9 protein-coding genes are annotated in these 13,911 nt (G+C 70.1%); 5 read left to right on the forward strand and 4 right to left on the reverse strand.

What is annotated here, in order from left to right; all coding sequences use genetic code 11:
* Positions 1 to 228 precede the first annotated feature (228 nt).
* Entirely contained in the window at positions 229 to 693 is a 465-nt protein-coding gene (locus AB4112_RS09920) for a (2Fe-2S)-binding protein (RefSeq protein ID WP_441719075.1), read from the forward strand.
* On the forward strand, positions 690 to 4,262 hold the full coding sequence (locus AB4112_RS09925) for a molybdopterin cofactor-binding domain-containing protein (protein ID WP_441719078.1): 3,573 nt from the start codon (positions 690 to 692) through the stop codon (positions 4,260 to 4,262). The genes AB4112_RS09920 and AB4112_RS09925 overlap by 4 nt, the downstream gene beginning before the upstream one ends.
* Positions 4,263 to 4,300: 38 nt before the next feature.
* On the opposite strand, the gene AB4112_RS09930 is transcribed toward AB4112_RS09925, so the two are convergent.
* From AB4112_RS09930 to AB4112_RS09940, 3 genes are all read right to left on the reverse strand, one after another.
* A complete protein-coding gene (locus tag AB4112_RS09930) occupies positions 4,301 to 5,263 on the reverse strand; it encodes an OmpA family protein (RefSeq protein ID WP_309800019.1) in 963 nt (320 codons plus the stop codon).
* A 546-nt stretch (positions 5,264 to 5,809) separates the two neighbouring features.
* Entirely contained in the window at positions 5,810 to 8,167 is a 2,358-nt protein-coding gene (locus tag AB4112_RS09935; RefSeq protein ID WP_441719081.1) for a xanthine dehydrogenase family protein molybdopterin-binding subunit, read from the reverse strand.
* A gap of 200 nt (positions 8,168 to 8,367) precedes the next feature.
* The gene (locus AB4112_RS09940) at positions 8,368 to 9,318 is read right to left on the reverse strand and encodes an AraC family transcriptional regulator (RefSeq protein ID WP_441719084.1); all 951 of its coding nucleotides are present in this window, start codon (positions 9,316 to 9,318) and stop codon (positions 8,368 to 8,370) included.
* 147 nt (positions 9,319 to 9,465) lie between these two features.
* On the opposite strand from AB4112_RS09940, the gene AB4112_RS09945 reads away from it, so the two are divergent.
* Both AB4112_RS09945 and AB4112_RS09950 read left to right on the forward strand, forming a co-directional pair.
* A complete protein-coding gene (locus AB4112_RS09945; protein ID WP_441719087.1) occupies positions 9,466 to 10,674 on the forward strand; it encodes an MFS transporter in 1,209 nt (402 codons plus the stop codon).
* 123 nt (positions 10,675 to 10,797) lie between these two features.
* Positions 10,798 to 11,730: a succinylglutamate desuccinylase/aspartoacylase family protein gene (locus AB4112_RS09950; protein ID WP_441719090.1), complete on the forward strand. Its 933-nt coding sequence runs from the start codon at positions 10,798 to 10,800 to the stop codon at positions 11,728 to 11,730.
* Positions 11,731 to 11,759: 29 nt separating this feature from the next.
* Here AB4112_RS09950 and AB4112_RS09955 read toward each other — a convergent pair whose 3' ends face one another.
* Complete coding sequence (locus AB4112_RS09955; protein WP_441719093.1) at positions 11,760 to 12,770, reverse strand: LacI family DNA-binding transcriptional regulator; 1,011 nt, start codon at positions 12,768 to 12,770, stop codon at positions 11,760 to 11,762.
* A gap of 171 nt (positions 12,771 to 12,941) precedes the next feature.
* Here AB4112_RS09955 and AB4112_RS09960 point away from each other — a divergent pair, with 171 nt between their 5' ends.
* On the forward strand, positions 12,942 to 13,886 hold the full coding sequence (locus AB4112_RS09960) for a sugar ABC transporter substrate-binding protein (RefSeq protein WP_441719096.1): 945 nt from the start codon (positions 12,942 to 12,944) through the stop codon (positions 13,884 to 13,886).
* The last annotated feature ends 25 nt before the right edge of the window (positions 13,887 to 13,911 follow it).

A 13,911-nucleotide genomic window follows, 5' to 3' on the forward strand; every position in this document is an offset into this window, starting at 1 on the left:
TAGGCAGTCGCCGCCACCCGGAAAAGCCGATCGCCGCCCGGGTGTCGGCTCCCGATGCAAAAATCATTTGTACACCAACAATAGGCGCGCCAATAATCGATTGCTGCTGGAGTCGCCCTGCCGAGGAAACATGTACACTGGCCTGCGGCCTGATCGCGCTGTCGCGCTTCGCCGTCCGTATGTGAGCATGGCTGGACCCCGGTGAAGATCGCGAGGGCGGATATCGTCGTGAAGGTGAACGGCGCGGAGATGCGGTCCCCCGCCGATCCCGCCACGCCCCTGCTGCATGTCCTGCGCAACGATTTCGGGCTCAACGGCCCCAAATACGGCTGCGGCCTGGGCGAATGCGGCGCCTGCATGGTGCTGGTCGACGGCAAGGCGGCGCGCAGCTGCGTTCTGCCGGTGGGCGCGACGGCAGGGCATGCCGTGACGACGCTGGAGGGGCTGGGCACCGTGGATGCCCCGCATCCCGTGCAGCGCGCCTTCATCGAAGAACAGGGCGCCCAGTGCGGCTACTGCCTGAACGGCATGATCCTGCGCACCGTGGCGCTGCTGGCCGTGAATCCGCACCCGTCCGACCGGGATATCCGCGAGGCGCTGCGGTTCAACCTGTGCCGCTGCGGCACCCATGTCGAGATCCTCGCTTCGGTGCATCGCGCCGTCGCCCTGACCAGCGGGCCGCGCGCGCCATGACGCCATCGCCCCTGGCGGGCCTGACCGCCCAGGAATTGTTCGACGAGGCCGGGACCCTGCTGGTCTATCGGATGAACGGGGCCGCCATCGAGCCCTTCATCTGCCTGTCGGCGCAAGGCGAGGTGATCGGCTATTCCGGGCATGTCGATCTCGGCCAGGGCATCCGCACCGCGCTGAGCCAGATCGTGGCGGAAGAGCTCGACATCGCCGTCGCGTCGGTCGAGATGGTGCTGGGCGACACCGCGCGCGCGCCGGACCAGGGTGCGACCATCGCCAGCGACACCATCCAGAACACCGCCGTGCCCCTGCGCCAGGCCGCGGCCCAGGCCCGCACCGCGCTGCTGGACCGCGCCGCCGCATGGCTGGGCGTGGCGGCTGGCGTCCTCAGGGTCGAAGACGGGCTGATCGGGGTGGATGGCGGCAACCGGCGCGTCGGCTACGGCGAATTGCTGGAGGGCGAGCGCATCCGGCTGGTGCTGGACGACCGCCAGGCGGTCAAGCCCGCCTCTGACTACCGCATCGTCGGTCAGCGCCAGCCGCGAGTCGACATCCCGGCCAAGGCCACCGGCGGCACGGTCTTCGTCCATGACGTCCGGGTCGACGGCATGCTGCATGGCCGCGTGGTCCGGCCGCCCTATGCCGGCGTCGACCACGGCCCGTTCGTGGGCACCAGCCTGATCGCGGTGGACGAGGCGTCGGTCCGCCACCTCCCCGGCTTCGTCGCCGTGGTGGCGATCGGCGATTTCGTCGGCGTCGTCGCCGAGCGGGAGGAGCAGGCGATCGCCGCCATGGACGCCCTGCGGGTCGAATGGAAGCCGGTGCCGCGGCTGCCGGACCTCGACGACCTCGCCGGCGCCCTGCTCGCCAACCCCTCCACCGCGCGGCGGCTGGAGGACAAGGGCGATGTCGCGGCCGCGCTGGCGGGCGCGGCGACTCGGCTGGCACGCCGCTATGTCTGGCCGTACCAGCTGCACGGGTCGATCGGCCCGTCCTGCGCCGTCGCCGATGTGATGCTGGGCGGGGCCCGGGTCTGGGCCGGCACCCAGAACCCCCATCCGCTGCGCGCCGACATCGCCCGGCTGCTCGACCTGCCGGAGGGCGCGGTCGACCTGGTCCGCATGGAGGCGGCGGGCTGCTATGGCCGCAACTGCGCCGACGACGTGGCGGCGGACGCCGCCCTGCTGTCGCGCGCGGTCGGTCGCCCGGTGCGGGTCCAGTTGACCCGCGAGCAGGAGCATGTCTGGGAGCCCAAGGGCACCGCCCAGCTGATGGAGGTCGATGGCGGGCTGGACGCGGCGGGCGACGCCATCGCCTATGACTACCAGTCGCGCTACCCCTCGAACGGCGCCCCGACCCTGGCGCTGCTGCTGACCGGCAAGGTCCCGCCGGTGCCCCAGGTGTTCGAGATGGGGGACCGCACCTCGATCCCGCCCTACGACTACGCCAACCGCCGCGTCACCATCCACGACATGCCGCCGATCGTGCGCGCGTCATGGCTGCGCGGCGTCTCGGCCCTGCCCAACAGCTTCGCGCATGAAAGCTGGATCGACGAGGCCGCGGCGGCGGCCAAGGTCGACCCGGTCGAATACCGGCTGCGCTACCTGCACGACCCGCGGGCCCGCGACCTGGTCGAACGCACCGCCGCCGAGGCCGGGTGGGTGCCCCGCACCGCCTGGGGCTCCGAGGGCGGCGACGGCGACATCCTGCGCGGCCGCGGCTTCGCCTATGCGCTGTACGTCCACAGCAAGTTTCCCGGCTATGGCGCCGCCTGGTCGGCCTGGGTGGCCGATGTCGAGGTCAACCGGGCGACCGGCGAGGTGGCGGTTACCAAGGTCACCAACGGCCACGACGCCGGGCTGATGATCAACCCCGCGGGGGTGCAGCACCAGATCCACGGCAACGTCATCCAGTCGATCAGCCGCGCCACCCGCGAGGAGGTGCGCTTCGACCGCGGGATGCCGGCGGTGCGGGAATGGGGCGGCTATCCCCTGATCAAGTTCCCGGACGTGCCGCCGATCGAGACGCTGATGATCGAGCGGCCGGACCAGCCGCCGCTGGGCGCCGGCGAATCCGCCTCGGTGCCCAGCGCGGCCGCGATCGCCAACGCGATCTACGACGCCTGCGGCATCCGCTTCCGCGAGCCGCCATTCACGCCGGAGAAGGTGAAGGCCGCGCTGGCGCGGGACGGCATGCTGGCGCCGCCCGCGCCGCAGAGGCCGGCCCCGCTGCCCGCGCTTGGGCAGCCCGTGCCGCCGCGCCGCAGCCATCGATCCTGGAAGGCATGGCTGCTGGGCGCCGGCGCCGCCCTGGCCGGGGCCATGGTGGCGGCCCTGCCCTGGCGGCCGGCCATCGCGCCGATCGCCCGCCCCGACCCGTCGGTCTATTCGGCGGCGACGATCGAACGCGGCCGCCAGCTTGCCGCCCTCGGCGACTGCGCCGTCTGCCACACCGGGCCGGACGGCGTAATCAATGCCGGCGGCCATGCCATGGCGACGCCCTTCGGCACCGTGGTCACGACCAACATCACGCCCGACGTCGAGACCGGCATCGGCGCCTGGTCCTACCCCGCCTTCGAGCGCGCCATGCGCCAGGGCATCAGCCGCGACGGGCACCATCTCTACCCCGCCTTCCCCTACACCCACTTCACCCGGGTGGCGGACGCCGACATGCAGGCGCTGTACGCCTATCTGATGGCGCAGGAGCCGGTGCAGTCGACTCCGCCGGCCACGAAGCTATCCTTCCCTCTCAACCTGCGGCCGCTGGTGGCCGGGTGGAACGCGCTGTTCCTGCGCAGCGGCGAGCTGCAGCCGGACCCTGAGCGCTCCGCCGACTGGAACCGGGGCCGCTACCTGGTCGAGGGACTCGGCCACTGCTCCGCCTGCCATGCGCCGCGCAACGCGCTGGGCGCGGAAAAATCCGGTCAGGACGCGATCCTGGCGGGGGGGTGGGCGGAAGGCTGGGAGGCGCCGGCGCTGGGCGGGCTGTCGAAGGCGCCGGTGCCATGGAGCGAACAGGATCTGTTCGACTATCTGCGCACCGGCTATTCGCCGCTGCATGGGCCCGCCGGCGGCCCGATGGCCCCTGTCGTGGCCGAGCTGGCGGCGCTGCCGGACCAGGACATCCGCGCCATGGCGACCTATCTCGCCTCCCATGGTCCCGCTGATGTCGCGGAGAGCGACCGCACCGCGGCCGTCCAGGCGATCGAGGCCTCGGCCGCGTCGGCATCGACCGAGATCAGCCGCGCCGGCCGGCTCTATGACGGGGCCTGCGCGGTGTGCCATGACGGCGGCGAGCGGCCGGACCTGTTCGGCATCCGCCCGTCCCTGGCCTTCAACAGCAATGTGCATTCGGACCACCCGGACAATTTGATCCGCGTGATCCTGAACGGGGCGGCCAGCCCGACACTGGCGCATGCCGGCGCGATGCCGGCCTTCGGCCCGGTGCTGGACGACAGCCAGATCGCCGACCTGGCCGCCTATATCCGCGGCCGCTTCGCCCCCGGCAGACAGCCCTGGGAAAACACCGCGGACACCGTCCGGCGGCTGAGGGCGGACCCGGCCGCCCATTGATCTGACGGAAGGGGGCCAGCGCCCCCTTCCCTCCGGCCTCAGTTCAGGACGATCTCGACCCGGCGGTTCTGCGGTTCGCGCACACCGTCGGCGGTCGGCACCAGCGGATCGGCCTCGCCGACGCCGCGGACGACGATCGCATTGTCGGCGACCCCGTCGGTCACCAGTTCGCGGCGCACCGCTTCGCCGCGGCGGACCGAAAGCGCCTGGTTGTACTTGTCAGACCCCGACCGGTCGGTGTGGCCGGTGACGTTGATCTGCGTGGCCTTGCCCTGCAGCGCGTCGGTGGCGGCCGAGTTGACGATCTGCTTGGCCTCCGGCGTCAGCTTCGAGCTGTCGAAATCGAAGAAGACGAGATAGCTGCGGGCCTGGGCGATCGGCGCGACCTCCTCCGCGACCGGGGCCTCACCCTCGCCGAAGGAGTAGCGCAGGCCGACCAGAATGCTGTGGTTGTTGTTGCTGTCCGACTTGATCCGGACGCCATTGTCCTGGAAGGTCTTACCCTGGGTGCCGAAGTAGCGGTATTCCAGGGTGGCCGCCATGTTCGGCATGAAGTTGTACGCCACGCCGGCGATGCCCTGGTACGCGAAGGCCGCCTTGGTCGAGTCGAAGAACCGCCCGCCGCCGCTCGGGTTGAAGTCGGCGTCGATCAGCGCCAGGCCGACGCCGGCGCCGACATAGGGCACGAAGGGCGAGCCGAAATCGAAGTCGTAGTAGCCGTTCGCCATCAGGCCGTAGGTGGTCTGGTGGTTGTTGCCGTCATGGCTGTTCTCACGGATGCTGGCCTCCAGGTCGCTGCGGAAGCCATTCCCGAAGGCGTAGCCGACATAGAGGTCGCCCGCCGGCCCGACGTCATAGTCGTCCTTGTTCAGGTTGTTCCCCTGCAGAAAATTGACGCCGGCACCGGCGCCGACATAGATGCCGGGCGCCTGCTGCGCCATGGCTGGCGTTCCAGCGAGCAGCGCGGCCGCTCCGGCGGCGAAGACATAGCGTCTGTACATTCCTGGCTCCACGAGTGGTTGGTCGGTCTGATTTCACCGGCTCGTCCCCATGCCGACCATACAGATGCATACGTCCTTGAATGTATGTCAAAATGGCGCAGGGCGACCATGTTGCAGGTTGAAGCCGATTCACATCGACCCAGGGACATTAGGAATTCGGCGTAAATGCAGGCCGGGCCTTGAAAAAATCGGGAGCCGACCCCGCCTTCACCGCGGCTATCAGCTGCGCACCGGCTGTCGCACCCGCATCGGATGGGCCGAGGCACTGCTGTCTTATCGGGTGGGGTGCCGATCTGAACGGAGGCCATCCCCAAAAGAAAACGGGCCGCAAAGATGCGGCCCGAGTTTAGGGAGGAAACGCCCAAGAAGTGCGTTACGGCCTACAGCATCGCTGCATACCGCACCGCAACATAACCACATTCCCGACGAGAGTGGCAAGCCCTAAATGATGAAAGTTTATTCATTCACAGGACTGCCTAAAAAACTTGCTCTCGTGGCCTCAGAAGCGGCGAGACCGCCCCTCCGGAAGGCAACGGCAGCAGGCCGTCACACCCGCTGCGCCGCGATGAGGTTCCAGATCGCGAGCGGAGTCGCGGGCATGTTCACATGCCGGATGCCGAGACCGGAGAGGGCGTCGACCACGGCGTTCATCACGGCCGGCAGCGAGCCGGCGCAGCCCGCCTCGCCGCAGCCCTTGGCCCCCAGGGGGTTGGTCGCGGTCGGCTGCGGCCGGCTCTCGAAGGTGAAGACCGGCGGCGCGTCCGCGGCCCGCGGCAGCTGGTAGTCGACGAAGGAGCCGGTGGTCAGCTGGCCGTCCGAATCATAGACGGTGCGTTCCATCAGGGCCTGGCCGATGCCCTGCATCACGCCGCCATGCAGCTGGCCTTCGACCAGCAGCGGGTTCACCAGCGTGCCGAAGTCGTTGACCATGACATAGCTGACAACCGCGGTGATGCCGGTGTCCGGATCGATCTCGACCTCGGCGATGTGGCAGCCATTGGGATAGGCCGACGGCGCCTGCTTGAAGATGTGGTCGACGTCGAGTGTGTCAGGGATATCGGCCGGCAGGCTGAGTCCCGCCGCGAGCCGGCCGGCGAGCTCCATGATGCCGATGCCGCGGTCGGTGCCGGCGACGGTGAAGCGGCCATCCTCGAACTCGACGTCGAAGGCTCCGGCCTCCAGCAGGTGGCCGGCGATCTGGCGCCCCTTCTCGATCACCAGGTCGCCCGCCTCCAGGATCGCGGCGCCGCTGGCCATGATCGACTTCGAGCCGCCGGTGCCGCCGCCGGCGATCAGGCGGTCGCTGTCGCCCTGGACCAGGCGGATGCGGTCGAACGGGATCCGCAGCTTCGAATGCAGCACCTGGGCGAAGGCCGACCAGTGGCCCTGGCCGTAATCGAGCGTGCCGGTGACGATGGTGACGGTGCCGTCCGACTCGAAATGGATGCCGCCCATCTCGTTGGTCGGCGGCGCCGTGACCTCGAGATAGCAGCCGATGCCGCGGCCACGCAGCCGGCCCCGGGCGGCGCTCTCCGCCCGGCGGGCCGCGAAGCCGGCCCAGTCCGCCGCCTCGATGGCACGGCCGAGCAGGCCCGGAAAGTCGCCGCTGTCATAGGCCGTGCCCGCCGGCGTCCGCCACGGCAGCTGGCCCGGCGCCACCATGTTGCGCCGGCGCAGCTCGACCCCGTCGAGGCCGAGTTCGGCGGCCGCCGTGTCGATCAGCCGCTCCATGTAGTAGTTGCCCTCCGGCCGGCCGGCGCCGCGATAGGCGCCGATCGGCACGGTGTTGGTCACGGCGCAGATCGTGTTCACCTCGACCAGCGGCGTGCGGTACATGCCGATCGAGTTCTTGGCGATGTTGAGGGTGGTCATCATCGGCCCCACCGGCGACAGGTAGGCGCCGAGATTGCCGTAGCCCGTGAAGCGGGTGGCGAGGAACTGCCCGTCGGCGTCGAGCGCCAGTTCGGCGACCACCTCCATGTCCCGCCCATGATGATCGGACATGAAGCTGTCGGAGCGCTGGTCGGTCCACTTCACCGGGCGGTCGAGCAGCCGCGCCGCATGCATGAGACAGACATATTCCGGGAACACCGCGCCCTTCATGCCGAAGGAGCCGCCGACATTGCCGGTGATCAGATGGACCCGGTCGGCCGGAATGCCCATCGCCTCGGCCAGGTTGTTGCGCTTGCCGAACACGCCCTGGCTCGGCGCATGGACGGTGAAGCGGCCGGTCGCGGCGTCATAGCCCACCACCGCCGCGCGCGGCTCCATCGGGTTGACGACGATGCGGTTGTTGAGGATCTCCAGCCGCGTGACATGCGTCGCCCGGGCGAAGGCCTCCGCCACCTTCTCCGCATCGCCGAAGTGATAGTCGAGCACCACATTGCCCGGCGCGTCGTCATAGAGAAGCGGCGCATCGGGCCGGATGGCATCGCCGACGCTGGTGACCGCCGGCAGCGGATCGATGTCGAGCTCCACCGCCTCCGCCGCATCGCGCGCCTGATGGGCGGTTTCGGCGATCACCACCGCGACCGGGTCGCCGACGAAGCGCACCTTGCCCGAGGCCAGCGCGTGGCGCAGCGGGGTCGTCATCGGCGACCCGTCGCGGTTCTGGAACGCGATCACGCATTTCAGCGGCCCGTAACCCATCGGGGCGAGATCGGCCGCGGTGTAGATCGCGAGCACGCCCGGCATGGTGCGGGCCGACTCGGTCGAGATGGCCCCGATCGTGCCATGGGCATGGGGGCTGCGCACGAAGGCGGCATAGGCCTGGCCCGGCAGGCTGACATCGTCGGTGTAGCGCCCCTCGCCCCGCAGCAGGGTCGGGTCTTCCAGGCGGGAGACGGGCTGGCCGATGCCGAATTGCAACGCGGCGACGTCTTCGGCCGTGGCTGGCTTGTTCATCGGTGAGGTCTCGATGCTGGCTGGCGGCACCTCGGCCTCGCCCATGATCGCAAGGCGCCGGCCAAGGCTCGAAGGACAATAGCTCCAGACTAAAGGTCGTCACCGGGATGAGAGAAGCCGATTTGGCAACACTCCTGTCCGATGGGCGCAGGCCTCGACGGTGTCGGCGGGCGATTCGCCCACCCCCGCGGCGCGACCGCCTACGCGGCGTGCCCCGCGCCGGCAGGAGCCTTGGTGCGGACGGCGCCGGGCGATTGCCCGATCACCCGCTTGAAGGCCCGGCTGAAGGCGGCCTGAGACCCGTAGCCGAGACGATGCGCCGCAGCCTCGATCGGCATGCGGTCGCGCCCGATCCACTGCGCCGCCAGGCGCATCCGCAGATCCGCCAGATAGCGCAGCGGGGTCAGGCCGGTGACCGCCAGGAAGCGCTCGGCGAAGACCGAGCGGGAACTGCCCATCTCCGCCGCCAGCTCCGCCACCGTCCAGTCCCGCCCGGGATCGCGGTGCAGGGCGGTGATGACCCGGCCCAGCCGCGCGTCGCGCAGCGCGTCGATCCAGCCGCCACCGGCAGCGCCGCCGCAGCCGCACTCCACCCAGCCACGGACGATGGAGGCCGAGACGACATCGGCCAGCCGCGCCAGGATCGCGGCGAAGCCCGCCCGCTCCGTGCACGCCTCGCGCGCCATGGCCTCCAGCATCGGCAGGATCTCGGGATAGCGGTCGAGCAGTGTGCCGACCATCATGACCTCGGGCATCAGCGCCACCAGCGGATGCATGCCGCCGAGGTCGAATTCCATGCAGCCGCTGAAGACCAGCACGCCCTTCGCCCCGCCGGATTCGTCCGGCACGGCCCGGATGGCGCCGACGGTCTTGCACAGCGGCGCGGTCTCGAAGCTGGCGATGTCGCGGCTGGGCAGGTCCGGCGCGGATAGCAGCTCATGCGCCCCGCCGCGCGGCAGCAGCACGGCGTCGCCGGTGCCGAGCGCCTGAAGCGCCCCGCCCGATGTGCGCAGGAACACCGGGCCGCGGGCGATGAAGTGGAACTGCGCCCGACCCTCGACGATGTCGAAGCCGATCCCGAAGGGCGGCGCGATCTCGATCCGGCGATACTGCACCCCGACCAGGCGCATCCCGAGGAGCAGCTCGCTCACGAGATCGTCCGAGGGTCGGGGGTTGGCCGCCTCAGGCTGCATTTCGGACGCAGGGTCAAACATTCCGGAGTATCTGGCATAGATCGTCCGGGGAGTCCATCTTACCTTCTGCTGCATCGCAGCAGAACCTCTTCGAGAGACAGACAGATGAGCGATTGGACACAGCGGGCGGATGCGGCGCCGGCGCGGGAGGCACCGGCCTGGGGTGCCGTCTTCTCGATGACGCTCGGCGTGTTCGGGCTGGTGACGGCGGAGTTCCTGCCGGCCAGCCTGCTGACGCCGATGGCGGCGGATCTGGGCGTGTCGGAGGGCGTGGCCGGCCAGGCGGTGACGGCGACCGCGGTAGTGGCGCTGGTCATGAGCCTGCTGGTCTCGGCCGCGACCCGGCGCGTCGACCGGCGGATCGTGCTGCTGGCCTTCTCGGTTCTGCTGACGGTCTCGAACCTGCTGGTCGCCTTCGCCCCCGGCCTGCCCGCCCTGCTGCTCGGGCGCGTGCTGCTCGGCCTGGCGCTCGGCGGCTTCTGGACCATGTCCGCGGCCACGGTGATGCGGCTGGTGCCCGAGGCGATGGTGCCCCGGGCCCTTTCGCTGCTGTTCAGCGGCGTCTCCGCCGCGACCGTCGTCGCCGCCCCGGTCGGCAGCTATCTCGGCGACGTGATCGGCTGGCGCGACGTCTTCCTGCTGGCGGCGGTGCTGGGCGTGCTGGCGCTCGCCGTGCAGTTCGCGACGCTGCCGCGGATGGCGCCGAGCGGGCTGACCCGCCTGCGCACCCTGGTCGAGGTGCTGGCGCGGCCGCAGGTCGGGCTCGGCATGATCGCCGCCCTCCTGGTGTTCGCCGGGCATTTCGCCTTCTTCACCTATATCCGCCCGTTCCTGGAGACGGTGACCGGGGTCGGCATCACCGGCGTGTCCGGCATCCTGCTGGGCTTCGGCATCGCCAATTTCCTCGGCACCTTCCTCGGCGGCGTGCTGCTCGAACGCAGCATGCGGCTGGCGATCCTGCTGATGCCGCTGGCCATGGGCGTGCTCGGGCTCGGCTTCGTGGCCCTGGGCGGCGGCGCCCCGGTGGCGAATGCGGTGATGGTGGCCCTGTGGGGCGTCGCCTTCGGCGCCGTGCCGGTGGCCTGGTCCACCTGGCTCACCCGCACGGTTCCCGATGAGGCCGAGAGCGCGGGCGGCCTGCTGGTCGCGGCGATCCAGTTCGCCATCGCGATGGGAGCCGCCGCCGGCGGCGCCATCTTCGACGTGAGCGGCGCGCTGGGCGTCTTCACCGCCAGCGGCCTCGTCCTGCTGCTGGCGGCGCTGATGATCCTGGTCGGCATCAAGGGCCGGACCGCCGCCACCGTAACCCCGTAGCATCCGTCGGGGTTGCCGGCGCCCGGTTTCATCGGGCGCCGGCTGGCGGTCCATGAAGGGGCTATCCCGGCCTCCTCCTCGGCGGCAATCTACCCAGCCCGCAGCCCCTTCAGCGAGTTCGAGATGGACACATTGCCGGCCCTGCACACCGGAACGCCCCGTTCCGAGCGCGGCTTCATCACCCCGGTCGAGGGGCTGGAGATTCCGTTCGGCCTGGTCGAGGGCGCGGCGCCGGGCCCCACCCTGCTGGTGACAGCGGGGGTGCACGGCTCGGAATACTGCTCGATCGAAGCGGCACTGCGCCTGATCGGGCAGGACCCGGCCGGGCTGGCGGGCACTGTCCTGGTCCTGCCGATCCTGAACCCGTCGGGCTTCCGCCAGCGCAGCATCTATGTGATGCCGGAGGACGGGCGCAACCTGAACCGGATGTTCCCGGGCAGGCCGGACGGCACCTTGAGCGAGCGTCTGGCGGACTGGCTGGTGACCAAGATCTATCCGCAGGCGGACGCCTATCTCGACCTGCATGGCGGCGATCTCAGCGAGGCGCTGGCGCCGTTCTCGCTGTTTCCCAGCGGCAGCGAGGCCTCGCAGGCGCTGGCGATCGCCTTCGGCCTGCCGGTGGCGGTCGCGGCGGGCGGCGAAGGCTACACCATCAATGCGGCCGGGCGGCTGGGCGTGCCCAGCCTGATCGCCGAGGTCGGCGGCAACGGCCTGTGGGACGAGGCCGGCGTCACCGCGATGACGGCGGGGATCGACCGGGTGCTGCACCATCTCGGCATGATCCCGGGACCGGTGCCGGCGGCACCGCAGGAGCGGCCGCGGATGGTGACGATGTGGGTTCCCGCCGCCGGCGCCGACGGCCTGTGGTACCCGGCAACCGAGATCGGGCAGACGGTCGCGGCGGGCGACGTGCTCGGTGAGATCCGCGACGTCTTCGGGGCGGTGCGCGAGACCATCCGCTCGCAGCAGGACGGCTTCATTCTGTACCGCTTGAGCAGCCTGGCCGTGAACCGGGGCGAGGCCCTGCTCGGGGTCGGAACCCCGCTCCAGAATTGACCGAACGTTCGGTCAGCCTTTGATGCCCCTTACAGGCTGATGGGGCCGCAGCTGTCGCCGAGGACCAGCGCGGGCTGGAACACCACGTTGCGCGGCGGCAGCTCCATGCCCCGGTCGATGCGGTCGACCAGCAGCCGCAGCGCTTCGTTGGTCATGTCGCCGACCGGATGCTCCGTCCGGGTCAGCCGGGGCCGCAGGCCGCCGATCCCCGGGATCGTGTCGGTCGATGCGATCGAGATGTCGTCCGGGCAGCGCAGGCCGAGATCGACCATCGCCCGCATCGCGCCCAGGGCCATGACGCCGTTGGCGACATAGAGAGCAGAGGGCCGGTCCGGCAGCAGCAGCAACTCGCGCGCCACGGAATAGGCCACGTCCTCGCGGAACTCGCCGCTGCGGACATGCTCGGGCCGCGGGGCGGCGCCGCGCGCCGCCATCGCCTGCAGCATGCCCTCGAGACGGCCGCGGCCGGTGGTCAGGTGCAGCGGGCCGGTGATCGTGCCGATCCGGCGGTGGCCGAGGTCGAGCAGGTAGTTCGTCACCTGCTTCGCCGCCGAGATGTTGTCGAGGGTCACGGTGTCGGACCGGTCCTCGTCCACGGTGCGGCCGAACAGCACCATGGGCATCGAATTGCCCTCGAAATCGCGCCGCAGATAGTGCGAGGGCAGCCCGACCGGCACCAGGACGACCCCATCGCAGGACAGCATCCGGATCCGCGACAGGGCGCGGCGCTCCGCATCCGGCTTCTCGTCGCTGTTGAACACCACCAGCGAATAGCCCCAGGCGGCCACCGCCGCCTCGGCCGCGCAGACGATGCGGGCGAAGAACGGGTTCGCCAGATCCGCGACCACCAGCGCGATCAGCTGGCTGCGGCCGCGCTTCAGATTGCGGGCGACCGCCGACGGCGCATACTGCAACTCGCTGATGGCGGCCAGCACGCGGGTCCGCAGGGACGGGCTGACATAGGCCGTCTCGTTGACCACGGCGGAGACGGTGGCGGTCGAGACACCGGCCAGCCGTGCGACATCTTTGATGGTTGCCACCGAACACTCAGCTAATCGTTTCGCCGACTTTCGCCTATCGATACAGCCTTGTCCAGCGGACATGCATCGAATTTTACGCTTGCAAGAACGAACGAGATTGTCGAGTTTAGCGAAACGGTTAGATGGCGTTCGCTGGACCTTGCGCGACACGCCGCGAAAGGGAGGAAGACCATGAAGACCCCGCTGTTCGGCATGCTCGCCGCAATCCTGGCCCTGCCGGCCGGCACGGCCGTGGCGCAGGACAAGCCCCTGCTCGGCATCGTCTCGATCGCCGCGACCGAGGCCAACAACGTCCGCTACATCGCCGGCGCGACCGCGGCGGCCAAGGAGCTGGGCTGGGAGGTGTCGGTGATCGACGCCGCCGGCAATGCCGACCAGGCCAATGCCGCGATCCAGAACTTCGTGCAGCGCGGCGCCGGCGCTGTCGTCGACATGGTGTTCCCCTATTCCTCGATCGGCGCAGGCCTGGCCGCGGCCAAGGATGCCGGCGTGCCGGTCGTGACCTGGGGCGGCGGGCTGGGCAGCAGCGTGGCCGCCACCAACGGGTCCGGCGCGCCCCTGGCCCAGCCGGTGATCGACAAGCTGGTCGCGGATCTCGGCGGCAAGGGCAGCGTCCTGGCCCTGACCTACCGCACCGGCGAGGTCTGCCGGAACCGCGAGTCGCTGTTCGACGAGATCGTGGCCAAGAGCCCCGGCATCACCGTCACCAAGAACGAGGTGCGGATCCCCGGCTATTTCCAGGACGGCGCGGAATACGCCAACGCCTGGCTGGCCTCGCACCCGCAGGGCGACGAGCCCCTGGCGATCTGGGGCTGCTGGGACGACCCGGCGATCGGCGCCATCGGGTCGCTGCGCCAGCAGGGCCGCGACGACGTCAAGGTCTACGGCGTCAACGGCAACGCCCAGGCCATCGAGAACATCCGCAGCGGCCACATGGACGCGACCGGATGGGAAGACAGCTACACCGAGGGCTTCCAGATGGTGAAGCTGCTGGTGGAGATCAAAGCCGCCGGCGCCGGCTGGACGCCGAAGGCGGTCGAGGTCCCGGCCGTCCTGGTCACCAAGGACACGGTCGAGCAGTTCGTGAAGGACCATCCCGAGGCGCTGGGCAAGTGAGCTGCGGGCGCAGAGTATCGGCGGC

Origin of the sequence: Inquilinus sp. 2KB_23 (genome assembly GCF_052115705.1) — a bacterium.
GTDB lineage: Bacteria > Pseudomonadota > Alphaproteobacteria > DSM-16000 > Inquilinaceae > Inquilinus > Inquilinus ginsengisoli_A.

Excerpts from the sequence above, each read along its gene's own strand:
- AB4112_RS09925 (WP_441719078.1), top strand. The coding sequence starts at position 690 with ATGACGCCATCGCCCCTGGCGGGCCTGACCGCCCAGGAATTGTTCGAC.
- AB4112_RS09935 (WP_441719081.1), bottom strand. The coding sequence starts at position 8,167 with ATGAACAAGCCAGCCACGGCCGAAGACGTCGCCGCGTTGCAATTCGGC.
- AB4112_RS09950 (WP_441719090.1), top strand. The coding sequence starts at position 10,798 with ATGGACACATTGCCGGCCCTGCACACCGGAACGCCCCGTTCCGAGCGC.
- AB4112_RS09945 (WP_441719087.1), top strand. The coding sequence starts at position 9,466 with ATGAGCGATTGGACACAGCGGGCGGATGCGGCGCCGGCGCGGGAGGCA.
- AB4112_RS09960 (WP_441719096.1), top strand. The coding sequence starts at position 12,942 with ATGAAGACCCCGCTGTTCGGCATGCTCGCCGCAATCCTGGCCCTGCCG.
- AB4112_RS09930 (WP_309800019.1), bottom strand. The coding sequence starts at position 5,263 with ATGTACAGACGCTATGTCTTCGCCGCCGGAGCGGCCGCGCTGCTCGCT.